The organism is Bernardetia sp. Wsw4-3y2 (assembly GCF_037126295.1).
Classification (GTDB): Bacteria; Bacteroidota; Bacteroidia; order Cytophagales; family Bernardetiaceae; genus Bernardetia.
In genome coordinates this window covers 745788-770946 of sequence record NZ_CP147017.1, presented here as the reverse complement: position 1 = coordinate 770946, position 25159 = coordinate 745788, and the positions used below count along the sequence as shown (strand labels likewise).

At 30.9% G+C, this 25159-nt stretch carries 25 protein-coding genes and 1 pseudogene; 18 read left to right on the top strand and 8 right to left on the bottom strand.

The genetic code is table 11. From position 1 onward, the window contains the following. Positions 1–67: 67 nt before the first annotated feature. From V9L05_RS03045 to V9L05_RS03025, 5 genes are all read right to left on the bottom strand, one after another. A complete protein-coding gene (locus V9L05_RS03045; RefSeq protein WP_338814340.1) occupies positions 68–559 on the bottom strand; it encodes an FKBP-type peptidyl-prolyl cis-trans isomerase in 492 nt (163 codons plus the stop codon). A 41-nt stretch (positions 560–600) separates the two neighbouring features. Continuing rightward, complete coding sequence (locus tag V9L05_RS03040) at positions 601–1995, bottom strand: FKBP-type peptidyl-prolyl cis-trans isomerase (protein WP_338814338.1); 1395 nt, start codon at positions 1993–1995, stop codon at positions 601–603. Positions 1996–2091: 96 nt separating this feature from the next. Further along, positions 2092–3036, bottom strand: a complete 945-nt coding sequence (locus V9L05_RS03035) for an FKBP-type peptidyl-prolyl cis-trans isomerase (protein WP_338814337.1) — start codon at positions 3034–3036, stop codon at positions 2092–2094. 127 nt (positions 3037–3163) lie between these two features. Beyond that, the gene (locus V9L05_RS03030; protein ID WP_338814336.1) at positions 3164–4108 is read right to left on the bottom strand and encodes an FKBP-type peptidyl-prolyl cis-trans isomerase; all 945 of its coding nucleotides are present in this window, start codon (positions 4106–4108) and stop codon (positions 3164–3166) included. 136 nt (positions 4109–4244) lie between these two features. Then, positions 4245–5264 (bottom strand): DHH family phosphoesterase, encoded by a 1020-nt coding sequence (locus V9L05_RS03025; protein ID WP_338814335.1) that lies wholly within the window; start codon positions 5262–5264, stop codon positions 4245–4247. A gap of 301 nt (positions 5265–5565) precedes the next feature. On the opposite strand from V9L05_RS03025, the gene V9L05_RS03020 reads away from it, so the two are divergent. Then, positions 5566–7158: a GMC oxidoreductase gene (locus tag V9L05_RS03020; protein ID WP_338814334.1), complete on the top strand. Its 1593-nt coding sequence runs from the start codon at positions 5566–5568 to the stop codon at positions 7156–7158. Between the two features lie 215 nt (positions 7159–7373). Further along, a pseudogene (locus tag V9L05_RS03015) lies at positions 7374–7899 on the top strand (transposase). A gap of 33 nt (positions 7900–7932) precedes the next feature. Here V9L05_RS03015 and V9L05_RS03010 read toward each other — a convergent pair. Further along, positions 7933–8214 (bottom strand): hypothetical protein, encoded by a 282-nt coding sequence (locus V9L05_RS03010; RefSeq protein WP_338814333.1) that lies wholly within the window; start codon positions 8212–8214, stop codon positions 7933–7935. Here V9L05_RS03010 and V9L05_RS03005 point away from each other — a divergent pair. From V9L05_RS03005 to V9L05_RS02950, 12 genes are all read left to right on the top strand, one after another. Continuing rightward, positions 8207–8584, top strand: coding sequence for a deaminase (locus tag V9L05_RS03005; RefSeq protein WP_338814332.1), 378 nt, complete (start codon positions 8207–8209; stop codon positions 8582–8584). The two genes, V9L05_RS03010 and V9L05_RS03005, sit on opposite strands and share 8 nt — an antisense overlap. Position 8585: 1 nt before the next feature. Then, positions 8586–8954, top strand: a complete 369-nt coding sequence (locus V9L05_RS03000) for a hypothetical protein (RefSeq protein ID WP_338814331.1) — start codon at positions 8586–8588, stop codon at positions 8952–8954. Between the two features lie 2 nt (positions 8955–8956). Beyond that, entirely contained in the window at positions 8957–9382 is a 426-nt protein-coding gene (locus V9L05_RS02995; RefSeq protein WP_338814330.1) for a YrhB domain-containing protein, read from the top strand. Continuing rightward, positions 9379–9648 carry a hypothetical protein gene (locus V9L05_RS02990; RefSeq protein ID WP_338814329.1) on the top strand — a complete coding sequence of 90 codons (270 nt, stop codon included), beginning with the start codon at positions 9379–9381 and terminating at the stop codon, positions 9646–9648. The genes V9L05_RS02995 and V9L05_RS02990 overlap by 4 nt, the downstream gene beginning before the upstream one ends. Before the next feature lie 397 nt (positions 9649–10045). Further along, on the top strand, positions 10046–10600 hold the full coding sequence (locus V9L05_RS02985) for a transposase (RefSeq protein WP_338814328.1): 555 nt from the start codon (positions 10046–10048) through the stop codon (positions 10598–10600). A gap of 209 nt (positions 10601–10809) precedes the next feature. Further along, on the top strand, positions 10810–11745 hold the full coding sequence (hemF, locus tag V9L05_RS02980; RefSeq protein ID WP_338814327.1) for an oxygen-dependent coproporphyrinogen oxidase: 936 nt from the start codon (positions 10810–10812) through the stop codon (positions 11743–11745). Positions 11746–11786: 41 nt separating this feature from the next. Then, on the top strand, positions 11787–12584 hold the full coding sequence (locus tag V9L05_RS02975; protein ID WP_338814326.1) for a M15 family metallopeptidase: 798 nt from the start codon (positions 11787–11789) through the stop codon (positions 12582–12584). Positions 12585–12730: 146 nt separating this feature from the next. Continuing rightward, positions 12731–13705 (top strand): SPOR domain-containing protein, encoded by a 975-nt coding sequence (locus tag V9L05_RS02970; protein WP_338814325.1) that lies wholly within the window; start codon positions 12731–12733, stop codon positions 13703–13705. 117 nt (positions 13706–13822) lie between these two features. Further along, a complete protein-coding gene (locus V9L05_RS02965; protein WP_338814324.1) occupies positions 13823–14587 on the top strand; it encodes a hypothetical protein in 765 nt (254 codons plus the stop codon). Positions 14588–14751: 164 nt separating this feature from the next. After that, positions 14752–17610: a TonB-dependent receptor gene (locus tag V9L05_RS02960; protein ID WP_338814323.1), complete on the top strand. Its 2859-nt coding sequence runs from the start codon at positions 14752–14754 to the stop codon at positions 17608–17610. 312 nt (positions 17611–17922) lie between these two features. Further along, entirely contained in the window at positions 17923–19161 is a 1239-nt protein-coding gene (locus V9L05_RS02955) for a hypothetical protein (protein WP_338790403.1), read from the top strand. 269 nt (positions 19162–19430) lie between these two features. Further along, positions 19431–19913 carry a hypothetical protein gene (locus V9L05_RS02950; RefSeq protein ID WP_338790404.1) on the top strand — a complete coding sequence of 161 codons (483 nt, stop codon included), beginning with the start codon at positions 19431–19433 and terminating at the stop codon, positions 19911–19913. Between the two features lie 118 nt (positions 19914–20031). Here V9L05_RS02950 and V9L05_RS02945 read toward each other — a convergent pair whose 3' ends face one another. Together V9L05_RS02945 and V9L05_RS02940 are read right to left on the bottom strand one after the other, a co-directional pair. Next, positions 20032–20658, bottom strand: a complete 627-nt coding sequence (locus tag V9L05_RS02945; RefSeq protein ID WP_338814322.1) for a thioredoxin family protein — start codon at positions 20656–20658, stop codon at positions 20032–20034. A gap of 81 nt (positions 20659–20739) precedes the next feature. Beyond that, positions 20740–21285: a TlpA family protein disulfide reductase gene (locus V9L05_RS02940; protein WP_338814321.1), complete on the bottom strand. Its 546-nt coding sequence runs from the start codon at positions 21283–21285 to the stop codon at positions 20740–20742. Between the two features lie 251 nt (positions 21286–21536). Here V9L05_RS02940 and V9L05_RS02935 point away from each other — a divergent pair, with 251 nt between their 5' ends. The 4 genes from V9L05_RS02935 (at position 21537) to V9L05_RS02920 (ending at position 25111) form a co-directional block, all read left to right on the top strand. After that, the gene (locus V9L05_RS02935) at positions 21537–22613 is read left to right on the top strand and encodes an OmpA family protein (protein ID WP_338814320.1); all 1077 of its coding nucleotides are present in this window, start codon (positions 21537–21539) and stop codon (positions 22611–22613) included. Between the two features lie 254 nt (positions 22614–22867). Then, a complete protein-coding gene (gene ffh / locus V9L05_RS02930) occupies positions 22868–24205 on the top strand; it encodes a signal recognition particle protein (RefSeq protein WP_338790408.1) in 1338 nt (445 codons plus the stop codon). Positions 24206–24312: 107 nt separating this feature from the next. Next, positions 24313–24471: a hypothetical protein gene (locus V9L05_RS02925; RefSeq protein ID WP_338814319.1), complete on the top strand. Its 159-nt coding sequence runs from the start codon at positions 24313–24315 to the stop codon at positions 24469–24471. Next, positions 24461–25111, top strand: a complete 651-nt coding sequence (locus tag V9L05_RS02920; RefSeq protein ID WP_338814318.1) for a hypothetical protein — start codon at positions 24461–24463, stop codon at positions 25109–25111. The genes V9L05_RS02925 and V9L05_RS02920 overlap by 11 nt, the downstream gene beginning before the upstream one ends. Positions 25112–25159 lie beyond the last annotated feature (48 nt).

The window sequence follows — 25159 nt, the reverse complement described above, 5'->3', positions numbered from 1 at the left end:
TTTAGCTGATTTTTTACTAAAATGGATAATTATTATTATTGCTGTTCGAAGAAGGATTTTTTTATTGTTAATTGAATACTTCGATTCTAAAAACTAATATAGCATAGGGTGGAATATCTGAACCTGCTCCTCTAGCTCCATATCCTAAATGGGAAGGAAGGTATAATGTTCCCTTTCCTCCTTTTCCAATGAGAGGTACACCTTCATTCCAACCATCTATAACACCACCTCCAACGGTAAAAGTAAATGGTTGTCTACCAAAAGAAGAATCAAATATAGCTCCTGATAATAGTTTTCCTTCATAGTTTACTGTAACTCTTTCTCCGTTTTGAATAGGTGTTCCCTGTTCATCAAGGACATAATACAAACCTGATTGTGTTTTTTGAGGAGTAATATTATTTTCAGTAAAATAAACTTGAAGAATACTATCTTGCACTAATGGACTTGATGGATTATTAGTTAGTGTTTCATTATTTTCATCTTTTTTACAAGAAGAAAATAAAGCACCTCCAATGAAAAGCAATAAAAGGCTTATTGTAATATACTTTGATAATTTCATTTTGGTAATAATTAGTTTTTAATGATTTTGTTTTTTAGTTTTTAATTTTCTAGGATTTCTATTTTATAGATAAGCATTGCATCAGGTTCTAGTTGTTCGCCTACTTCTTCTTTTCCGTAAGCTAGTTTGGAAGGAATATACAAATAACCTATTCCCCCTTTCCCAATAATAGGAATTCCTTCTTCCCAACCTTTTATAAAATTTCCTTTTCCAATAGTAATTTCATATATTTTTTCTGAATCATGAGAAGAATCAAGATTTTCATCTGTCATAAGAAAAGTTTCTTCATAACGAATTTTCACTTTTTCTCCTTTTTTTATTGGTGTTCCTTGCTTTTCAATTCTATAAAAAAGTCCAGATACTGTTTTTTTATAATCGGTAATGTCGTTGAGTTTTAGATATACATTTTCGATATAATCTTCTTGATTATCATCGATATAATAAGTGTTTGGTTTTTTTTGAGAAGTAGTTTCTTCTTCTTGTTCATTTTCATAATCTTGATTATTATCCAAATCTTCATCTAGCACTTCTACTTCAAAAATGAGCATTGTATTTGGTGGAATTGCTCCTTGAGAACCTTGTAAACCATATCCTAAATTAGAAGGAATATATAAAGTCCCTTTTCCACCTTTTCCAATAAGTGGGATTCCTTCATCCCAGCCTTGTATTACTTGTCCTATTCCAATAGCTACTTCAATAGGCTCACCTCTGTCGTATGAAGAATCAAATTTTTCTCCTGTTTTTAGTAGTGTTCCTTTATAATGAGCTTTTATTTTATCTCCTGTTTCGATGTCTGTTCTGCCTTGTTTATCTATTGTATATAAAAGTCCAAATTCTGTTTTTTTATAATTTGTAATTCCTTTTTCTACAAAATACGTTTTTTCAATGTATTCAACTTGTATTTTGGAAATACTGTCTAATTTATATTCATTTTCTTTTACTTTTCTTGAAAAATCTTTCTCCCTCTTTTCCTGTATTTTTATTTTAGTGTCCTCATATTCTTGAGTAGTATAGTCTTTGATAATACGAATTTCTTGACGAATCCAACTCCCCTCTTTTATAAAGTCAGGGTGTGGTTGTTCTTCTGAAAAAATAGAATCAGCATGTACAAAAACGGTCAGACTATCACCTATTTTCCCTTTTCTGATAACTTCTACCATAGACATTTCTCTAATTGCCTTATCATTCAAATCTATAAAAAGAGGAGTATCTTCTGTATATGAATCTCTTAAAAGAGAATCTGTAGAATTAAATATTTTCATCTGTATTTGAAAAATACTAGAATCTGTAAGAATTTTTCCTTTTCCTACTTTTCTAATTTTATAACGTATTCCTTTATGCTCTTGCATTCCTGTTTCAAATTGAGCTGAAACAGAAAATGTAATAAGCAAAAAAAGACAATTAAATATAGATGTATAAAAGAGAGATAATTTCATTATGACATTTGGTTTTAGGAAATTAGGATTGGAAATTAGAGAATGAGAAGTTTTTTTGTTACTCTAATTTCCAACCTCTATTACCTAATTTTTTTATTAATCTAATACTTCAACTCTAAAAACAAGTGTAGCATTTGGTGGAATATCATTTCCTGCACCACGCTCACCATAAGCCAAATGAGAAGGAATATATAGAGTGCCTTTTCCACCTGTTCCGATAAGAGGAATGCCTTCGTCCCAACCTTGAATAACTCGTCCTACACCAATAGGAAACTCAATTGGATCATTTCTATCAAAGGAAGAATCAAATTTTTGACCTGATAATAGAGTTCCTTCATAATGAACTTTTATAGTTTTTCCTTTTTGGATAGGTGTTCCTTGCTGATTGATTACATAATAAAGACCTGATTCAGTCTTTTGAAAATTTGTAATTCCTTTTTCTACAAAATAGGTGTTTTCTAAATAGTCCATTTGATTTTGCACTTTTGATTTTTCGTCCATTTTTTGTTGTTTTTGTTGTTCTTCTTGTTTTTTAGCCATTTCTTCCATGTATTTTTGTTGCATGGCTTCTAATTTTGCAGCATATTGTTGGGCTGTATAATTTGTCAGAATTTTTATTTCGTGTCTTAAAGAACTTCCTTTAGGAATAAAAATAGGGCGTATCTGACCATTTTGAAATACAGAATCAGAATGAATAAACAAAGTCAGGCTATCTCCAATTTTGCCTTCATTCATCATAATTTCTACAATAGGAATTTGTCTAGTCGTGCTGTCACGTAAATCTAAAATAAGAGGAAAGTCTTCGTTTTTTGTACTTCTAAGCAATGAGTCAGTACTATTATAAATACTCATACTTAACTCTACAATACTAGAATCTGTAATTGAAAGAGCTTTTTTACGCTCTTTTTTGGTAGTCTGTAATTGATAACGAATACCTTTAAATTCTTTTTCGTGTTTATTTTTGTCTTTATTATTTTGTGCATTTATAGAAAAAGAAATGCAACTTATTAAAATAATTAGAATAAAACGATATAAAAACATAAAATTTATTGTCAAGTAATAAAAGATTGATTTTTTATAAAGAAGTTGTGCTAAAAAGATATACATCTTCTTAACACAACTTTAAAGAGTATCTGATAAATAGCTTTTTGAAATTAGAGAGTTGGAATTATTTTCCAGCTTTAGTTACTTCTTCTAGCACTTCTACTCTGAAAACAAGCATTTCGTTTGGTCCAATTGCACCACCAGCACCTCTTGGTCCATAAGCTAAGTTTGAAGGAATATATAAATATCCTTTTCCACCACGACCAATAAGAGGAATACCTTCATCCCACGCTTGGATTACTTGTCCTTGTCCGATAGGAAACTCAAATGCTTCTCCTCTATCAAAAGAAGAGTCAAATTTTTCACCCGTCATAAGCAGTGTTCCTTCATAATTTACTTTTACTTTATCACCTGCTTCAATATCTGTTTTGCCTTGTTTATCTACTTTATAGAAAAGACCTGATTCTGTTTTCTTGAAATCAGTAATGCCTTTTTCAGGTAAATATGTATTTTCGATATATTCTACTTGTTCTACTGAAATTTTTGCTGATTCAGCTTGTGCTTCAGCTTGCTTTTTCATCTGTTCTTCCATGTATTTTTGCTGCATTACTTTTTGTTCTGCAACATATTCTGTTGGAGTCAAGTGTTTTACCAATTTGATTTCTTGACGAATAGAACTTCCTTCTTCAATAAAAGGAGGACGAGGTTGTCCTTGTACAAAAATAGAATCTGAATGGATAAACATAGTAACACTATCTCCAACTCTACCTTTTTCCATTAATATTTTTACAATACCCATTTTTGTATTGTTTGAATCACTCAAATCTATCATTAAAGGAAAATCTTCTGTGTATGTATCACGAAGTAAAGAATCTGTACTATTATAGATTTTCATAGAGATTTGAACTACGCTAGAGTCACTAAGTTCCTGTCCTTCTCCACGCTGACGAAGCATATAACGAATTCCGTCAAGTTCTTTTTCTTTATTAAGTGAGTCTGAATTACAAGACCACATTGTAGCACCAATAAGAGCAAATAGTATAGAACGATATAAAAAAAGAGATTTCATTTTTTGTTTGTTAGATAAAATAACTAGAATAAATAATAATATTGAAATAGAGTACATTGAAACTAGCCTACAAAGGTCTAATATAAAAGCCAAAGTAGAAAAGATTTATGGAAAATTAAATTTAAATGTAGGATAATTAATGTGTAGTTGTGAGTTCTGAACGATGCTCTTCGATAAGTTTCTCAAAATAAGTTACTACTTTATCGACAGGTTCTGTACTTCTTCCTCCTGCTGCATTGTGATGACCACCACCTCCAAAATAAGTACGAGCAAAATCGGCTACTGAAAATGTTCCGACAGAACGAAAAGACATTCTGACTTCATTGCCATAATCAATCAAAATTGCAGCAAATTCAATTCCTTCAATAGAAAGAGCATAGTTTACAATGCCTTCTGTATCACCCGACTGAGGATTGTATTTGCGAGTGTCTTTTTGTTTTAAGACAAAGTAAGCTGTTTTCAAATCCTGTCTGACAGTCAAACAACTGGAAAGCGCATGTCCTAAAAGACGAATTCTATTCTCGGTATTGCTATCATAAATCATACGTTGAACATACGAAGAATCTAAACCCATATCTATCAAATCGGCTGCAATACGATGTATTTTTCCTGTTGTATTAGGGTGTTTGAAAGAAGCTGTATCCGTCATAATACCTGCATACAAACATTGAGCTATCGGAATATCTATCAAATGTCTATCATTCATCAATAGAATAAGGTCATAAACTAATTCTGCTGTTGCTGCTGCTGTAATATCCCATAACTCAAAATGAGCAAAATCAGATTTACCTCTATGATGATCGACCATCAAAATAGGTGTATCAGGATTTTTTTCTATAAAAGAATCTAAAGGAGCTGTTCGATTAGGGCTAGAAAAATCCAAACAACAAATCAAAGTAGATTCAGCAACTAACGTCTCAACTCTTTGATGTGTTGCTTCTGAATAGACAACTACTTTATCATTGTCAGACATCCAATTCAGAAAATCAGGATATTCAGTAGGCGAAATAACTGTAGCTTGATGATTTTTCTTTTGTAAATAAAGAGATAAAGCCAAACAAGAACCTAAAGCATCAGCATCAGGGCGTTGATGTGGAAAGATGACCACTTTTTGAGGAGTGCTTAAAAGTTCTGCTAGACCTGCTAAATTTTGCATTCAAATACGCTTAGTTAATAAATTTTGAAAATCAAGATAGTCTTTAATTTCTTACAAACTATATTATGTTAAAACTAAAGGAATCTAATTTTCATTAGAAAAACGTTACAAAGATACCAAAACTTTTGAGTTATTGATTTTTGTTTAGGTAGAAATTAGAATAAATTATTTTCAAATCACAAATGTACCCTATTAATCCTTTTCTACAAATAATGCTATTTTATAATTTTTGAGAACAAGATAAGGTTTTAAAAGTTAGGTCTGCATACTATATCTTATTACAAAGATAATTTTTTAAACTATGAAATCCAGTAAATCTAACCGAAGAGAGTTTCTTAAACTCTTAACCTATTCTACACTCGGAGTAGCCACAACACCTATGTTGGCAAGTTGTGCTACTCTTTTTTCTACAAAAATGAAAAATAACGGATTCAAAAAAGCCATTGTTATTGGTAGTGGTTATGGTGGTGCAGTAGCTGCATTGCGCCTAACTCAAAAAAATATTCCTACTTTACTTATAGAAATGGGGCAAGAATGGAAACTAACACCCAAACACGATACATTTTGTAAAATGATTACGGCAGACAAACGCTCAAGCTGGAGAAGTTCTACACCTCATGCACCTATTACTATTCCTTTTTTTATCAAAAAATATGCAGGGGTTTTAGATAAAGAAAAGCATCCTAATATGGATGTTTTCTTAGGACGTGGATTAGGAGGAGGTTCTTTGGTAAATGGAGGAATTGCTATTACACCAGATAAAAATTACTTTGAAAAAATACTTCCTTCTGTAAATAGCGAAGAAATGTTTGATAAATATTTTCCTTTAGCTAATAAGGCTTTGCGTGTCAATACTATCGAAGCTGATTTTTTTGAAGAAACTCCTTATTATCAGTTTTCAAGAATAGCTAGAGAGGATGCAAAAAAGGCAGGTTATCAAACCAAATTTTTTCCTAATGTATATGATTTTGAATACATGAAAAAAGAAGCAAAAGGAGAAGTTTATAAGTCAGCTCTAAACGGAGAAGTTATCTATGGAAATAATGCAGGAAAATGGACATTAGACAGAACCTATATTGCTCAAGCACAAGAAACAAAAAACTTGGAAATCCGAACTTTATGCCAAGTAACCAACATAGAACAGCTTGAAAATGGACATTATAAAATTCTGATTACCAAGCTCAATACAAAAGGAGAACCTATTGCTCAGGAAACTTATACATGTCAGTATTTATTTTTGGGAGCAGGAAGTATGGGAACTTCTAAACTACTTATAAAATCGAAATATGAAGGAGGATTGTCAAAACTCAATGAAAAAGTAGGTCAAGAATGGGGAAGTAACGGAAATATAATGACAGGAAGAAACTTTGTAAATGCAACAGGAAGAAAACAATCTACTATTCCTGTTTTGGGAATAGATGGTTGGAACGATCCTGAAAACCCTATTTTTGCCGAAATTGCTCCTTTGCCTATGAATCTTGAAACTTGGACAACGCTTTATCTTGCCATTACTCAAAATCCAGAAAGAGGCTATTTTGCATATAATGAAATTACAAAAGAAGTTCAATTAATTTGGAACAAAAATCAAAATGACCCAGCAAAACAGGCAGCTAAAAAATTTATTGATAGAATGAACAAAGCGAATGGAGGCACAAGGTCTCATTTATTGTTTAATAATGGTTATGGAGATGATTTTTGTTATCATCCTTTAGGTGGTTGTGTATTGGGAAAGGCAACTGATAATTATGGCAGAATAGAAAACTATAAAAATTTGTATGCCATAGATGGTTCTCTTATTCCTGGAAGTGTGGGTGTGAATCCGTTTGTAACCATAACAGCATTGGCAGAACGAAATATGGACTATATTTTGAAAGAAGATTTTTTAAATGAATAAATACTGTTTGTTATAGGTGTTACCCAGCCGTGCCTCGCAAGAAATAAAACGACCATCGCTCGTTTTTAACGAGTGATTTATATGTATTCGGCTTGTAGCCGTGGTTTTTGTATTTGTTTTTATTGGCAATATCAGATTTAAAAAAGTGCCTAAATAGGTATATTTTTATTGCTAATTTATTAAACTTGTAGTATTGTTAAATATAGTACAAATCTATGTCAGAATATAGAAAAACGTATGAAGGGGGGTTATTTTTTATTACACTGACTGTTGTGGGGTGGATTGATGTTTTCACTCATAAAGAATACGCTGATATACTTGTGGAAAGTTTAGAGTTTTGTCAGAAAAATAAAAACTTATCTATTTTTGCTTATGTGATTATGCCAAATCATATTCATTTGATTGTTCGAAGAAATGAAGGTTTACTAAGTGATTGGCTTAGAGATTTCAAGAGTCATACAGCCAAAAAGATAATCAAAGAAATAGAAAATGGAGGTTTTGAAAGCCGAAAAGAATGGCTATTGCACATGTTCAAGTATTACGCAAAATTTCAAGCTCAAAATAGCAAGTATATGTTTTGGCAAAAATCAAATCATCCAACCGATTTAAAAAGTAATTAGACAAAAGATAGATTATATTCATCATAATCCAGTCGCAGCAAATATAGTAACTGAAGAAAGTTATTATCATTACAGTAGTGCAAATCCATTATCGCCTTTAAAAATGAATGGAGAAGAGTGAAAATTGTAGTATATTTGAATTTCAAATACAATTTCAAAAACCACGGCTACAAGCCGAATACATATAAGTCACTCGGCAAAGCCAAGCGACAGCAATCTTACGAGCCACAGCAGGGGCAGGGTTAATATCATTAGTAGCAGCTATACCAATAGTAGGAATAGTCGGAGGAGCTGGAAAACTAATTTGGAAAGGTGCTAAAGCTCTAGGAAATGTAGTAAAGAAGGGTAAAGCAGTAATAAGAGCTAAAAAAATTAATAAAATTAGAAAGACAAAGGAGTTAGCTGAAGCAAGTTCAAAACAAAAGTTAGTGAACAAACGAAAAGAACTAGATTTACCAGAAGCAGGCTCAAAAAATGATCAATCAACAGTTTCATTGTTAGAAATAGATGGACAGGAATTTTATGGTGTAAATAGAAAAATACAAAACCCTAAAACAGATGTTAAAATGAACGTTAATAATATAACAAAAACCCATGCAGAAGCTGATGCTGCTCAACAAGCCTTAGATGCAGGTATGAAAGGTAAAACAAATACTGCAACTATGACAATTGATAGAGATGCTTGTGCAGCTTGTGGTAAAAATGGAGGACTAAGGTCAATTACTAGGGAACTAGGTTTAGATAATTTACATGTTATCAGTCCTTCTGGAAGAAAAATATATACACCAACTAAACCAAAAAAATAATATGTATAAAGTTAATATAAATAAAGAGGAAAAATCGTTTTCTTCTAAAGATGCAGTTATTGAATTTTCAAAAAAATTTCTTAGAGGTGAAATGTGGTTGTCTAATGACCAAACAGAACTTTGCATACTGAAAAACACTACAAGAATATATGTTATGTTATTAACAGAAAGTAGTAGTAGTACATTGTTTGACAATAAAGTAAATACAGAAACCGAGTATATGGAAGAATTTACTTTATCCAATGGGCAGGTGGATGAGTTTAACAGAAAAGATACTTTGCCTGTATCAAATATGCAAAATGTGATTACTTCTTATTTAGAGAATAAGTTATTGAATGACTTTAATTATGAATCTAATGAAATAGATTAAATATGCAGGTAGAAGATTTTAATGAAATTGTTTCTGTCTATTTGAAGAAATTAAGCAAGTCTCATAAAACAGAAATAGTGGTTGAAAGTATGCAAGAAAATAACTTCGGTTGGGTTTATACTTACAATACTAAGGAATTTACAAACAATAAAGATTCTTTAAACAGGTTATTTGGACAAGGTTATTTAGTTATAGATAAATCGGATGGTAGTCTAAATACTGTTGATTTAACTATTGAAGAAGAGGTTATAGGTATTGATGTATCTCAAAAATATATGAAGCAAAAATATAATATTCCTATTCCTAATGAAGAAAAATTAAAACTAAAAAGGAGAAAAGATGCCACAGATTTTTATAAGAAATTAGAGAAGAGGAGCATAATTAATAGGTGGGTTAGTAAGATTTCAGTTTTTTTGAAGAAAATATGAAATTAAATATGCTAAATATTAATTATGAGATTCGTTATCAAGTAGGACTAAAAATCCTAGAGTTAGAAAATCGAATGAACCGTTCTTTAGCTTCAAAGAACATTCTAATGTATGTTTATCTTTATACCTTATTTGATGATAATACGATAATATTTCATACTGATTTTGCTCCTAAAATTGATGGTATTCTTGGTGGATTATATATTCCTGAAATAGTTTGGGATTGTAATTTACACAAAGTGAGAGAGTTTGAACCCCCCAGTTGAGCTTAGAATGAAAAAATAAATTGTTAAGCGTTGTCTAAAGACTACGATTTATCAGTTTGGCAAATCTTCAGATTTGCAAGTGTAGGTATTTTTGTATTTACTTGACTACACAAATCTGAAGATTTATATAATTGATAGGTCTTAGTTGCAAACTAGGGTAAACGCACGAAAAAAAATTGTACTCGTTTAAAGCAAATTAAGCTAGTTTTTAACTTTGCAAATTGAATATACTCTGATAATTAAAGTGCGTTTAAACATACTGAAAGCAGTATAAAAAGTTTCGTGCGTTTACCCTAGTTGCAAACTAAGACCAAAAACTAAGTAAATATTTTGTATTTACTTTACAGTTTATGATTTATTTTTTCTACAAAAAACAGTATCTTTCCAATAAAAAAATATGAGCGAAAGAGCATACAGTATCAATAATCCTGATGGTATTTATTTTGTTACTTTTTCTGTTGTAAACTGGATAGATATTTTTGTTCGGCAACGATACAAGGATATTATTGTGGAGAGTTTGAAGTATTGCCAAGCCAATAAAGGGTTAGAGGTTTTTGGTTGGTGTCTAATGAGCAGTCATATTCATTTGATTATACGAGCAAAAGAAGGGTGTAACTTATCTGATATTTTGCGTGATTTTAAAAAGTTTACTTCCTATCGTCTTATAAAATCTATTTCAGATAGAGATGAGCCAGAAAGCAGAAGAGAATGGATGTTGTGGATGTTTGAAAGAGCAGCCAAGAAAAATAGCCGAAATACAAACTATCAACTTTGGCAACAAAACAATCACGCAGAAGAGCTTTTTAGTGATAATTTTTTGCATCAAAAATTAAATTATATCCATAATAATCCTGTTGTTGAAAGCATTGTAGAAGATGCAGACCAGTATTTATACAGTAGTGCCAAAAATTATCAAGATGAAAAAGGGTTGATAGAAGTGATTTTTATTTGATTGTAATTACTTGACAACGCAAGTCATAGACTAAGCTGAACTTCATACCTCAACTTCATACACCCAAAAAAATAGAGTTTCAAAAATGAAGCTCTATTTTTTTGTCTAGCTATTTTATTTTTTACCCTGCTTCTGCTTTTAAGATGATATTGAAATTAATTCTTATTTTTGCATAAAATAAAATTGACACATTCCAAAAGACAAATAACTTGAATAGCTTAGATACAACTACACAACTCTCAAACGATTTTACGCAGCACAAAACTCAAATCTCTACTTGGTTTCAAGGTTTGCAAAGCAGAATCTGTCAAGCACTAGAAGAAGCGGATGGAAAATCAAGTTTTCAAATTGATACTTGGGAACGCAAAGGTGGTGGAGGTGGAAAATCTCGTGTTATCGAAAATGGAAATTTAATTGAAAAAGGAGGTGTTAATTTTTCGGCAGTTTTTGGAGAATCTCCTGACCAAATGCTAAAACTTATGAAATTAGAACCTGCTGATTTTTTTGCAACAGGTGTTTCTATTGTTTTGCATCCAAAAAATCCACTTGTTCCGATTATTCATATGAATGTTCGTTATTTTGAAATGAGCAATGGAATCTATTGGTTTGGTGGTGGTATTGACCTTACTCCTCATTATGTTTTTGATGAAGATGCAAAATTCTTTCATCATTCTTTAAAGACAGCTTGCGACAAACATCATAAAAGTTATTACCCAGAATTTAAGAAAAAAGCAGATGATTATTTTTATATTCCTCACCGTAAAGAAACACGAGGTATTGGAGGAATATTTTTTGACCATTTGAAAGAACAAGAGGATATTACAAAACAAGACCGTTGGGATTTTGTACGAGAAATAGGAGAAGCATTTGCACCAATTTATACTCAAATAGCCAATAAAAATAAAACTCTTCCTTTCACAAAAGAACAAACAGAATGGCAGCGCATACGACGAGGACGTTATGTAGAATTTAATTTAGTCTATGACAGAGGAACAAAATTTGGCTTAGAAACCGATGGAAGAACCGAGTCAATTTTGATGAGTTTGCCACCAAAAGCAAATTGGCAATATGCACATGAACCCCAAAAAGGAAGTGAAGAAGAAAGAACACTAGAACTTTTGAAAAAAGGAATTGATTGGGTTTAATAATCAGTAATTATCATTTTTCTTCATCATAAAAAAATCAAATGAAAAATCTATCCTATCTAATTCTGTCAATTTTACTAATTTCACTATTTTTTAGTTGTACAAATCAAGAGTCTAAAAAATTGCAAGCCAGCGAAGAAATAGAAAAAGTACGTCAGGATTCTATCAGAAAAATAGAAGCGCAAAGAGCCGAATTTGTAGAAGATTCTTTAAAAAGAATAGAACTTCAAAAGGAGCTTCAAGCAAGAGCAGAAGCTGAAAAGCAAGCCTATTTTGAAAAATTAGAAGATTCTGCAATGGTCGAACTTATTGACTATGATTCTAGCTTAGTTTTGGATATTCGATATGCGACAGAAAATAATTTTATGAAGCAAAAAGTCTATCCTTGTCCGAAGGCACTTTTGAGAAAAGTAGCAGCCGAAGCACTTTTTGAGGCTCATCAAAAATTTAAAGAACAAGGTTATAGAATCAAAATTTATGATGGATATCGTCCTTTGTCTGTGCAATGGATTTTGTGGAATACCACAACAAATAAAAATTATGTTGCCAATCCTAAAAAAGGTTCAAATCATAATAAAGGCTGTGCTGTCGATATGACGTTGGTAGATGCAGATGGAAACGAGTTGAATATGGGAACAGGATATGATTTTTTTGGAAAAGAAGCGCATCATACCTTTACTGCTTTCCCTGCCGAAACAAAAGATGAAATTTTGAAAAATAGAAAGATACTAAAAACGATTATGGAAAGTGTAGGTTTTAAATCTATTTCGAATGAGTGGTGGCATTACGATTTTAAGATAAAATATCCTGTTTCAGATACACCTTTGCCCTGTGAATAATAGGTCAATGCTATTTATTCATAAGCCTTTTTTTGCTACTTTGTCGAAACAATGGATATTCTTAAAAGAAAAAGCACACTTTTTGAATTATAGGAATTATTAATTTACCAAAATCCAAATCTAAAAAACTTTTTATTTTTATAATTATGATAAAAAAATATTGTTATACAAAAACAGTTTTTCTTCTCAGTTTACTCTGTTTTGTATTTTCCCTCTCAGCTTCAGCACAACAAGTTCCTATTCCAGAAGAAGTTTGTATGAATGGTTTTGAGCAGCAACTTTATGCGCTCATTGATACGTATCGTGGCGAGAATGAAGCTCATAAAATAGAAGTTTCTAAAAAACTTACTTTTGTAGCCAAACTGCATGCAAGAGATTTGTATCACAACCGAATAGATAAAGATTCATGTAGTATGCAAAGTTGGTCTGATAAAGGCTTTTGGAATGCGTGTTGTTTTAGTGAAAGAGATAACTCAAAACAATCGTGTATGTGGGACAAACCAAAAGAAATTACAGGATATGAAGGAAAAGCGTATGAAGTAATTTATAATGGAGGAAGTGAACCCAAACGAATTATGGAACTTTGGAAAGGAAGTTCTTTTTATTCGGATATTCTAAAAAACTCAGGTCGTTATGCTGATAAAGATTGGGCTGCTGTAGGCATTGGACAGTATAAAAATGTAACTGTAGTTTGGTTTGGAGAAGTAGAAGACGAAGATAAAGATGTGCAAAATTGTAGTGGTGCAGAGCCTGAATATGATTTGAAAAATGGAACATTATCAACTTCTACTCAAGTTGCTGATAATGGAAGCAATGAGGTAACTACACTTACAGGAGATAACGAAAATACAGATGCTGATGCAGGAAGTACAAGCTCAAATACGGGATTAGAAAGTGGGAAATTTTATCTGATTTATGGAAGTTATTCTACACAAGAATATGCTGATGCTGCTGTCAGACAATTGAGTGGACAGTTTCCACAAGCAAGAGTTATCACTACAAATGATAGCGACCGTTACAGAATTGCGCTTTATGAATACACTACCAAAGAAGAAGCACGAGATGCTCAAAACAAATTAGATTATACGTATGTAGGTGCTTGGGTACTTGCAGCAGAATAATTTTAGAAATTTCTTTTTTCAGAAAAGCCTATTTGATTTTTATTAAATTAGATAGGCTTTTTTTATGCTTTTCAAAATAATAAAAACCACAACTAAACAAATAGCGTAAATACAAAAATGAAAAATATCTTAACACTTACTGAAAAACAAACTCATTTCTTAGACGAAAATCGTCAAGATCCAATTACAGGAGATGGTTTTGAAATAGGCGATGAAATAGTTTTTTGTGCTGAATGTAAATCTGCTTTCTTAAGAGAGAGTTGGGAATATATGGGAAATAAGCATTGTAATCAAATACAAACACTTAATCAAATTCCTAAAGCTAAAAATCTAGAAATTAGAAAAATAGTAGAAAGTACATGTCATGTTCCTAAAATGACAGAAATTGCTTTTTCTTGGATGATAGATACACTTGTTTGGTTAATAATCAATGTTTTGGTTTGGCAATTCTCAAAAGACTATTTCGAAAATACATCAGTATTTTATAAAATAGTTGCCATACTTACACTCTTACTAAAAGATAACAATTTGATAGTTACAAGTTTGGGTAAATTTTCTAGAGGAATAAGTATTGTATATCTCAAAAATCATAAAAAAGTAAGCCCACTTTTATTTCCCTTGCACCATGTTATTTCTTCCATTTCACTTGCTTTAGTATTATTTGTCAATCATGTAGAGCTTGTTGTGAGCCTTGCTCCAGTTCTTTTTTGTATTTGTTTGTCGGATATACTATTTCAATTTGATAAAACTAGAAGAATAATAGACTATATTTTGGGAACTGCTACAAGACAAGATAATGATATAGAAGAAATTGACGTTTTTTTTCAAGAAGGAGGAACTTCTATATGGAATGGCTATCAAGACCCTACTTCACTTGAATAGTCTTAAAATTATTATTTATGTTTTTTAATAGAAAATGTAAATAAATTGAATTGTATTAACATTTTTAAACAATTAATAATTAAACCTTTTTTTCTAAAAAGTGTCTAATTAAATATTTCAAATTATTCTCTGTTGTTTAAACTTTTATTTTAATACTCTTTCTGATGAAATCTATTTTTTCCTTTCCCATTTTTATTCTTTCTTGTTTTTTTATTCTTTCGTTTTCTAATTTTGCTTTTGCTCAAAATTATAATTTACAGGGAATTGTTTTAGAAAAAGAAACCTCTGAGCCTCTTATTTCTGCAAATATTGTGATGCGTTTTGCTAGTGATACTTCAAAATTTGTTTTTGCAACAACAGATTTTGAAGGAAAATTTTCATTCAAAAATCTTACTCAGCAAAATTATATTCTTCAGATTAGTTATGTAGGCTATCAAAATTATTCTCAAAATATTATTTTATCAAAGCCAAGTACAGTTTTAGAGCCTATTTTGATGGAAGAAAGTACACTTTTAGCCGTAACTGTTGAGGGAAGGCAAACCATTTCGGAGCAAATAGGTGATACAACACAATATAATGCTTCTGCTTTCAAGACTGAAAAAAATGCAGATGCTGAAACTCTTTTGAAAAAAATGCCTACTATCACTACCGAAAATGGACAAATACAAGCACAAGGAGAAGCAGTAGGGAAAGTTTTGGTAGATGGCAAAGAGTTTTTTGGAAATGATGCTAGTGTAGCTCTCAAAAATCTACCTGCTGAAATTATTGATAAAGTACAGGTGTTTGATAGAGAAAGCGACCAATCTCAGTTTTCAGGTGTAAGTGATGGAAATACTGTAAAAACTATAAATATTGTTACCAAAAAAGATAGCAGAAATGGGCAATTTGGAAAAATTTATGCAGGTTATGGAACAGATGAACGTTATTTTGCAGGAGGAAATATTAATTTTTTTAATGGAAAACAACGTATTTCTGTTATCGGAATTACAAATAATGTAAGTCAGCAAAATTTTTCTACACAAGATTTATTGGGAGTTGTGGGTTCAACAGGTAATACAAGAGGTAGAGGACGCAGAAATAGAGGAAATCCTAGTGATGTAAATAATTTTTTGGTAGGTGGACAAAATGGAATTACAAAAACTAGCAGTATAGGAATTAATTATTCTGATGAATGGGGAAAGAAAATTCAACTTTCAGGGAGCTATTTTTTCAACTGGAGCGACAATAGTGCAACAACAAACCTAACGAGAGATTTTTTCTTACAAGATGATGCAAATGGAGCAGTTCAAAATCAATTTTATAACGAAAATCAAATTAGTGGTAGTGATAATCAAAATCATCGTTTTGCGCTTCGTTTTGAATACAAAATTGATTCAGTAAATGAACTTATTCTGACACCAAGATTAAATATTCAAAACTATACAAGTAATAGCCTTACTGATGCTCAAACACTTTTAGATGATGACTTTCTTTTAAACAGAACCGTAAATAATTTTAATAATAATTCAACAGCCTTTAATTTTGAAAATGATGCTCTTTTTCGTCATCGTTTCAAAAAACGTGGTCGTACTCTTTCTGTAAAATTAAATACACAAGCTAATTTACAAGACGGACAAAATAGTCTTTTAGCAAATGTAGAAACATTGAAAAGTTCTGATACGCTCAATCAAGAAACTTTTAATACTAAAAACGATATTCTTTGGGCAACTGAAGTAGAATACACAGAGTCTCTTTCAGAAAAATCTAGTTTACAAATTGAGTATGAATACTCAAATAATCAAATAGAAAACGAAACAGAAACCTTTGATATTTTTTCAGAATTGAATCAGGGCAGAATATTAAATAATCAACTTTCTTCTACTATTGAGAGTGATTATCTGTATCATAAAGCAGGTTTAGGTTATAGTTACCGTACCAAAAAACTCAATATTAATACTAGTTTTAATTATCAAAATGCAACTCTAAATGGAGGGCAGACTTTTCCTTTCGAAACTAACTTTGAAAGAAATTTTCAAAATATTTTACCTAGAGTAGTCATTCGTTATGAAATTTCGGATAACAGTAACTTGCGTTTGATTTATCGTTCTTCTACTCGTAATCCTCAAATTACACAGCTTCAAGAAGTGCTTGATAATAGCAATCCTTTACAGCTTTCTATTGGTAATGAAGACCTAAATCAACAAGTAGAAAATCGTTATATTGCTCGTTATTCGTATAATAACCCTGATAAACGTATTAACTTCTTTACTTTTGCATATCTAAGACAAACAAATGACTATATCACAAACTCTACTTGGATAGCACAACAGGATTCAGTAACTGTAGAAGGAGTTTTATTGAATGAAGGTGTTCAGCTTACTCGCCCAGTCAATGTAGATGGTTATTTGACAGGACGTTTGAATGCAATGATTGGCATTCCATTTTGGAAACTTAATTTTAATCTCAATAATCAGTTTGGTTACAATAGAATTCCTACTTTTATTAATGGACAAAAAAATCTAGCTAATAATTATGTTTTTACAGAAGGACTGACAATTAGCAGTAATATCAATGAAAAAATAGATTTTGGAATTACTTATAATTTGGGTTATAATATCGTAGAAAATACAATTCAACCTCAAGCAGATAATAACTTTATTACACATACTTTAGAGTTTAGAAATTTATTTCTATTCAAAAAAGGATTTTTATGGCAAAATGATTTAACTTATCAGAGTTATAATGGTCTTTCAGATAGTTTCAATCAAGATTATTTATTGTGGAGTATGAGTGTAGGAAAACGTTTTATGAAAGATGAAAGAGCAGAATTAAAACTAACTGTTTTCGATTTGTTAAATCAAAATAATAGTATTTCTAGAAATGTTACCGAAACTTATGTTGAAGATATACAAACGCAGGTTTTAAATCGTTATTTTATGGTAAGCTTTACCTATATGATTCGTAATTTCAAGACTGCCAAAGCAAAAGAAATGGAACAGGAAAAACATGGACAAGGCTCTGGAAGAGGCAAAGGAAGAAATTAACTTGATTATTACCCTAAGAGCCTTTTTAAGATTCTTAGGATTGAATAAAGGTTTCACCGTTATTTTTATATAACAGTCTTCCAAACCGTTGAATTTCATAAAATACTGTTTTTGATGTTCAGACTAGAAGTCTAAACTACCTTAATACAAACCGTGATAAGGTTTAATAAACTACTCTTTATCCTTTTATTTTTAGTAATTTTGGCATACTTTTAGGGAATTTATAACTAAATCTTATAATAAAAATATCCTATAAAAATAGCTTTCTATAAAACTCATTATTTATATGAGATTATTACCTAATTTAATAAAATGATAAATAGCACTACATTTCTTCGTCCTACTTTTTTCTATAAAATAATATTAAGTAGCATTTTTTTACTTTCTTCTTTGTTTCTTTCCACAAATGTACACGCTCAATTCAATTTCAAAAAAGATTCTACTAATAGAATTACAATAAACAAAGGGAGTCATTATACCAAAACGCCATTTGTTACTCTTCAAATAGCAGCTTTTGATGTTACACAAATGCAAATCAGTAATCGTCAAGATTTTATTGATGCTCATTGGATTCCTTATCAACCAACAGTCTATGGTTGGAAACTTATTCCAGAAGATGGCGATCAAAAAGTATATGTTCGTTTCAAAGATGCTAAAGCAAACATGATGGCAATTGTAACAGCAGATATTCATTTGGATATGACAGCACCAAAAAATCCTAAAATCAAAATTGATGTAGAGGGAGAAGCTATTAAAGATTCGACTCAACTAGTAAAGCTCTTTGTAAGCGCAGAAGAACCAGACAAACGTTATTATGTAATGGTTTCGAATCATCGTTCTTTTTATCGTCAGCGTTGGCAGCTTATTACACCAGAAATTGAAGATTGGCAGTTAGGAAGTAAATTAGATGGTGTAAAAATTGTTTTTGCTAAATTTAGAGACCGTTCAGGTAATATTTCGGATGTAGTTTCTGATAAAGTAGTTTTAGATACACAAGGTCCTGTTCGTCCATCAATTACTATAAATAATGGCGAACCTGCACTTACCAAGCAAGCTGCTGAAGTTCAACTTACTCTGACAGCAGGAGGAGCTACTGAAATGATGGTTTCTGATAATGAATCTTTTGAAGGACAAGAATGGCAGCCCATCAAAAAGTATTTAAAATGGAAACTCTCAGAAGGTGATGGTGAGAAAAAACTCTATGCAAGATTTAGAGACAATGCAAAAAATGAAACAGAAGTGGTTTCTGCAACTATAGATGTAGATTCTACGCCTCCTTCTGATATGACAATTATTATAAATGGAGGAGACCAAACCTCAAGACATATTGACGGAGTGGTTGAGCTTGCTATAAAAGCAACAGATGCAAAGTATATGATGATTTCGAATAGTGATAATTTTAGAGCAGGACGTTGGTTGCCTTATGAAGAATTAGTCAGTGATTGGCGTTTGATTGGTGAAAATGGAAAGAAGTCTGTCTATATAAAATTTAAAGATGATGCTGGAAATGAGTCCGAAGTAATTAGTGATGAAATTGTTTTGATTCGATAATCGTCTTGCTAAAGTATTTTAAAGTCCTTGTATAATTGATTTATACAAGGATTTTTTTATAAAAGTATTTTACAAGGATGATTAATTTGTTTATCATTATTTCGTTATATGCTAAACAAATAGTATATTTGTGAAATGAAAAGGGTGTAATATAATCATATAAACTCATAAAATTAAACAAAAATAATTTGTATCTAATTCATTGTATGTTTTAGATATCTTGGAAGGCTTGACTACTAGAAATAACCCATTTACTTAAATCTTTTAAGATGAAAATTACTATCGAAGAAAATCAGCATTATAAATTATATATAAGCTCTACAAAGAATAGAATCTATTTTAGTATGGTAGGAAAGTTACAAGATGAAAATCAAATTCCTTGTTTTATTGAAGATTGGAAAAGAGCTATTGCTCAAGTAACAACTAACTTTACTGTTCTTTCTGATATTAGGCTAATAGATTTACAAGGCAAGAAAATAGAAAAATTGCATGAAAAAGTACAATCTTTTCTTACTGAAAACGGACTTTTAGAAACAGCTGAAGTAATGCCTATGAATGATATAGCAGATTTACAAGCCAACCAAATGGTAGAACGTTCTGGAATGCCAACTACAAAATTTAGAAGTATAGAAGAAGCAGAAAATTATTTGGATACAATAGTAGCCTCATTTAATAAATCAAAATCAGAAGAAAAAAGAAATGATGCTTGTCAAACTAAAAATAAAGATAACCGAAAATCTGATTTTAGATAACAAACTTTAAATTATTAATCATTAAAAAATCCTTGTATAATTCATCTTATACAAGGATTTTACTTTTTATTGAATCACAACTTGAGCTATTATTGGTATCTCAATAATAACATAGAAATTATTTTTTCCATTTGATTGAACAACCAACAGCTTTTGCTTCTTTTTTAGTTACTTTTTTACCAGCTAAAAGTGCATCTACTGCATCTACTACGTATGTTTCTGTAACTTCGTCAGCACTTTTTGCATTGTCATCAATAGCACCAATATATTCTACTTTTAATTTTCCGTCGTTTTTGCTCAATACATAAACATGAGGTGTTTTTGTTGCGCCGTATGCTTTTGCAATACTTTGGTCTTCATCAGAAAGATAAACAAATGGAAACTCTTTTTCTGCTGCACGCTCTATCATCATCTCAAAGTTATCATCTGGTTGTGTCAATACATTTGGATTGATAGCAACTACAGGATAGCCTTTTTCTGCAAACTGATTGTGCAAAGAAATCAAACGGTCTTCATATAATTTTGCATACGGACAATGATTGCATGTAAAAGTAACAATATAGCCTTTGACATCTTCCATTCCAGCAAGAGAAACCATTTCGCCATCGATATTTTTGAGATTAAAGTCAGTTGCTTCATCGCCAACAGTATAACCATTTTCGTCAGTTGCAGCAGTAAATAAAAATGCAATAGCAAACACTGCCACTAGCATAGAAAGAGAAGTAAAAATTTTGTTGTAGTTCATAATTTTGAGAGTTTTAAGGATTTTTGAAAAGAACAGATTAATAAAAATAAATTGAAGTAATATAGGTAGTAATTAATTTTCTCATAACGCCAAAAGTGAATCAATCGTATGATATAGTTCTTCTTGATTGTAATCACCTTCGTGAAAATGATAAATATTTTTTGTTTTGTTGTAAAAAAGAGTGGCAGGAATAGAGCCAGACCAATCTTTATCTATTTCAGGCATCCAGTTATCATAATCCATAGATGTAATTAAATACTTATCCATAGCATAATCTGAAAAGTTTTTTCGTTCAAAAAATGGAAGTACTCGTTTTTCCAATTGGTCATCAAAATCCATGCTGATAAGTTTCATTGAAATTTTATCATTCGAATTATTATATTTTTTGTGTGCAGCATTAAAATAAGGAAGTTCACGCACACAGGGAGCGCACCAAGTAGCCCAAAAATTGATTACAAAGAGCGAATCATCTTCTTTTTGTGTAAGTTCAATAAGCTCATTTTTGTCTATTGGAGTAACTATTTGAGTGTTTTTGATAAAATCTTTATCTGATTTTATAATAAATGAAAAACAAATTAGACTTACTAAAATAGCTGAAAATGAATATATAAAATTTCGTTTTTTCATAGTTGAGTTTTTAATAATAGCTGTGATAACACTTTGATTATAACAAAGATACACCTTTATATAAGTAAAAAAAGTTTGTGCAATTTAAAAATTAGTTATAAAATCCTATCGTTTTATAATTATTATTAAATTGATTGAACCAAAATTGACCCAAAAATTGCTTAAAAATTGTGTATTAAGAATAATCGTTTCTAAAACTTCGATTGTAATTCTTTTTCAAGTTCACTTTATTACTATTACATTTATTTTTTATGAAAAATCTAAGAAAAGAACTTTCTATCAAAAACTTATTTATTGCTTTAATCTGTATTTCTTTTTCTTCTTGTAAGAATGAAAATATAGCCTCTCAAAATTCAGAAAAAATACTTCAGGCTAGTGAATCAAACCCTGTCTCAGATAATGTAAAGTCAAGTAAGGTCAATTCTTTTTCTCCTTCTGAATTACCTAAAAATTTACTTTTGGGAGAAGGAGAAGGACTTTCTAGTGTGATTGAGTACAGCTATGAAAATCATCAGGGTGCTTGGTCGCCAGAAACATTGGTACTTCGTAATCAAGAAGACTTTAAAAACTATCTTACAGATAACAAAGGACAGTCAAGTTGTTGGTATTTTGGAGATAGTTATAATCCAAACAAAACTGTTCCTCAATGGGCAATTATCGAAATCAAAAAAACTATTTCTATCAATTATTTAGGAGTCTTGAGTAGTGAATATTATTCTTCAGAAAGCTACTCAGATAGACATGTAAAGGATAGTGAAATTTGGGTTTCCAGTACAGATAAAAACCAAGATAGTTTTAAAAAAATTCTTCCAATTACTCTTCATAAAGATAAATTCTATGAAGTTTTCAGAATTGAGCCACAAGAAAATGTCAAATACATAAAGTATAAGATAAATTCTAATTATGGACATAAAACAGAGACAGCTATTGCTCCTTTGGCTGCTTTTTATGATGAAACTCCAAACAAAACAACTCAAGAAAAAATAACAAGTGGAAAAGCTGATTTTTATTCGATTTTCTTTGGATTGAATAGTGATTTTGTTCGTTCAGAAAGTAACCCTATTCTAGCTCAAATCAAAGATTATTTGACAACTAATCCGACTAAAAACATAGAAATATTGGTTCATAATGATAAGCTAGAAAATGAAAAAGCAAATCAAGAACTTACTCAAAAACGTGCTGATGCTTTAAAAGCAAAACTAAAAGATTTAGGAATTAATGAAAAACGAATCACAGCAAAAGGAATGGCTGCTACAAATCCAGTTGCCTCAAATGAAAATGAATACGACCGTTCGAAAAATAGACGTGTAGAAATAATTTTTAAATAGATTCTTGATTTAAGAAATGAAAAATTATTTTAATTTACCATACAGCTAAAAATCAAATTTTTTAGCTGTATAGATTTCTGTAAAGCACCTTCTACAACTTTTCTCTAATATCTTGTTTATTCCTTGTTTTTATTTACCTTTGTGTGTTTAATACTTTTTTGCGATAACTATCTAGTTCAAGCGTCGACGCTTGAACTAGATAAGAAAAATAAGAAATTCCATTTTCATAGAAAAAATACAACCGATTTTCATATATGTTAGATAATTTAACAGCCCGATTAGACAAAGCCATGAAATCGCTGAAAGGCGAAGGAAAAATTACAGAAGTAAACGTAGCAACGACCATCAAAGAAATTCGTCGTGCTTTAGTTGATGCCGATGTAGATTATAAAGTAGCCAAAACAGTTACAGACGAAATCAAAGATGAAGCTTATGGACGTGAAGTTCTTATTGCTGTAAAACCAGGGGAACTTTTTACTAAAATTGTCTATGATAAACTGACAGCTTTGATGGGTGGAGAAAAGAAAGAAATGAATCTTTCTGGTAATCCTTCTATTATTTTGGTGGCTGGTCTGAATGGTGCTGGTAAAACGACATTTACTGCAAAATTAGCTAATCATCTTAAAAAACAAGGTCGTCAAGTTCTTTTGGCAGCTTGTGATATTTACCGTCCTGCTGCCATTGAGCAGTTGAAAACTTTAGCTGAGCAAATCGATGTTGAGGTTTATGCAGAACCTGAAAATAAAAATCCTGTTGAGATAGCTCAAAATGCTATCAAACACGGTAAAAGCATAGGAAAGAAAATTATTATTGTCGATACGGCTGGTCGTTTGGCAATTGATGAAGCATTGATGAGTGAGATTTCAGAAATGAAAAATGTTCTGAATCCTACCGAAACTTTGTTTGTTGTTGATGCAATGACAGGTCAGGATGCTGTTACGACTGCAAAAATATTCAACGACCGTATCAATTATGATGGTGTAGTTCTTACAAAATTAGATGGTGACTCTCGTGGTGGTGCTGCCCTTTCTATTCGTAGAGTAGTTGATAAACCAATTAAGTTTATCGGTACGAGTGAAAAAATGGACGGAATAGATGCTTTCTATCCTGACCGTATGGCACAACGTATTTTGGGAATGGGTGACGTTCTTTCACTTGTTGATCGTATGCAACAAGCGTATGATGAAGACGAAGCACGTCGTATCAACAAGAAAATCCGTAAAAACCAATTTGATTTCAACGATTTTATTTCTCAAATCGAACAAATCAAGAAAATGGGTAATATCAAAGACTTGGTAGGAATGTTACCAGGTATTGGGTCAAAACTTAAAGATTTTGAAATTGATGATGATGCCTTCCGTCCTATCGAAGCAATCATTAATTCAATGACTGTACACGAACGCTCAAACCCAGATGTTTTAGATGGAAGTCGTCGTCGTCGTTTGGCTGCTGGTAGTGGACGTACTATTCAAGAAGTAAACAACCTTATCAAACAGTTTGGTGAAATGCGTAAAATGATGCGTAAAATGAACCAATTCCAAGGCGCAGGTGGAAGTAAAAAATTAGCCAAAATGATGAAAGGCAAAAGATAATTATTAATGATTAATTAGTTGCTAATTATTAATTTTAAAAAGCGTTTTAGATTTATTTCTAAGACGCTTTTTTATTAAAAAATATCCAAAAATCAAATCTGATTCTTATGAAATTTATTTATAGTATTATGTCACTTTTTATTTTGATATCTTATGATTCATTTGGTCAAAATATTACAAGGATAGAAGGTTATACCTATCAAGTAGAACAAAATCAAGTAACTAGCGACACTACTTTATGTGCTGTAAAATGGTATGATGGTTAAAAAAGTACTAAAAGAAGAACGTTATTGGATAGGAGAAGAAGGAAGAAATATTGAAAGAATAACATACACAAAAAACGAGGATATTCAGAAAAAAGAATACATCCTCAATGATAGCACTCATTTTCAAAGCAGTGAGTTTGAAAGAGATGAAAAAGGAGAACTATCAAGGCAAATACTCTCTTACAATGGCAATACTCAAATAATTAATCAAGAAAATAAATATAACAAAGAAGAAAAACTTATAGAATCAATTGGTAGATTTGAAAATGCTCCAAAAAAAGTAGCTGATGAATTTACGACCTACAGTAAATATAAATATGATGAAAAAGGAAACTTGATCGAACTTAATCAATCTACAAAAAATGAAAAAATAACACTCATAACATATAAATATGATAACAATAATAACTTAGTAGAGGAAATATCTCTAAATTACAAGAATAATGAAAAGTTCAAAACTACTTGTCTTTATGATAAAGATAATCAAGTCATAAAAAAGGATGTTTATCAAAATGATGAATGGGATTTTACTACAGAAACAATTTGGGAACATGGTATTATTAAATCTCAAACAACTTATTACGCTCCTTATCTAAAAGAAGAATACAATGAAGTCACTTTTTTTAAGAATAGTAATTAATAAAAAAAACTACTCAATTTCATATTTATACAAAATTGAGTAGTTTTT

Bases quoted from the DNA above. Each gene is read 5' to 3' on its own strand.
- V9L05_RS03030 (WP_338814336.1), bottom strand. From the start codon at position 4,108: ATGAAATCTCTTTTTTTATATCGTTCTATACTATTTGCTCTTATTGGT.
- V9L05_RS03000 (WP_338814331.1), top strand. From the start codon at position 8,586: ATGTATAAAGTTAATATAAATAAAGAGGAAAAATCGTTTTCTTCTAAA.
- V9L05_RS03040 (WP_338814338.1), bottom strand. From the start codon at position 1,995: ATGAAATTATCTCTCTTTTATACATCTATATTTAATTGTCTTTTTTTG.
- V9L05_RS02965 (WP_338814324.1), top strand. From the start codon at position 13,823: ATGAAAAATATCTTAACACTTACTGAAAAACAAACTCATTTCTTAGAC.
- V9L05_RS02950 (WP_338790404.1), top strand. From the start codon at position 19,431: ATGAAAATTACTATCGAAGAAAATCAGCATTATAAATTATATATAAGC.
- V9L05_RS02990 (WP_338814329.1), top strand. From the start codon at position 9,379: ATGAAATTAAATATGCTAAATATTAATTATGAGATTCGTTATCAAGTA.
- V9L05_RS02935 (WP_338814320.1), top strand. From the start codon at position 21,537: ATGAAAAATCTAAGAAAAGAACTTTCTATCAAAAACTTATTTATTGCT.
- V9L05_RS03020 (WP_338814334.1), top strand. From the start codon at position 5,566: ATGAAATCCAGTAAATCTAACCGAAGAGAGTTTCTTAAACTCTTAACC.
- V9L05_RS02920 (WP_338814318.1), top strand. From the start codon at position 24,461: ATGATGGTTAAAAAAGTACTAAAAGAAGAACGTTATTGGATAGGAGAA.
- V9L05_RS02970 (WP_338814325.1), top strand. From the start codon at position 12,731: ATGATAAAAAAATATTGTTATACAAAAACAGTTTTTCTTCTCAGTTTA.
- V9L05_RS02975 (WP_338814326.1), top strand. From the start codon at position 11,787: ATGAAAAATCTATCCTATCTAATTCTGTCAATTTTACTAATTTCACTA.
- V9L05_RS02985 (WP_338814328.1), top strand. From the start codon at position 10,046: ATGAGCGAAAGAGCATACAGTATCAATAATCCTGATGGTATTTATTTT.
- V9L05_RS02940 (WP_338814321.1), bottom strand. From the start codon at position 21,285: ATGAAAAAACGAAATTTTATATATTCATTTTCAGCTATTTTAGTAAGT.
- V9L05_RS02955 (WP_338790403.1), top strand. From the start codon at position 17,923: ATGATAAATAGCACTACATTTCTTCGTCCTACTTTTTTCTATAAAATA.
- V9L05_RS02960 (WP_338814323.1), top strand. From the start codon at position 14,752: ATGAAATCTATTTTTTCCTTTCCCATTTTTATTCTTTCTTGTTTTTTT.
- V9L05_RS03045 (WP_338814340.1), bottom strand. From the start codon at position 559: ATGAAATTATCAAAGTATATTACAATAAGCCTTTTATTGCTTTTCATT.
- V9L05_RS03025 (WP_338814335.1), bottom strand. From the start codon at position 5,264: ATGCAAAATTTAGCAGGTCTAGCAGAACTTTTAAGCACTCCTCAAAAA.
- ffh (WP_338790408.1), top strand. From the start codon at position 22,868: ATGTTAGATAATTTAACAGCCCGATTAGACAAAGCCATGAAATCGCTG.
- V9L05_RS02995 (WP_338814330.1), top strand. From the start codon at position 8,957: ATGCAGGTAGAAGATTTTAATGAAATTGTTTCTGTCTATTTGAAGAAA.
- V9L05_RS02945 (WP_338814322.1), bottom strand. From the start codon at position 20,658: ATGAACTACAACAAAATTTTTACTTCTCTTTCTATGCTAGTGGCAGTG.
- V9L05_RS03035 (WP_338814337.1), bottom strand. From the start codon at position 3,036: ATGTTTTTATATCGTTTTATTCTAATTATTTTAATAAGTTGCATTTCT.
- V9L05_RS02925 (WP_338814319.1), top strand. From the start codon at position 24,313: ATGAAATTTATTTATAGTATTATGTCACTTTTTATTTTGATATCTTAT.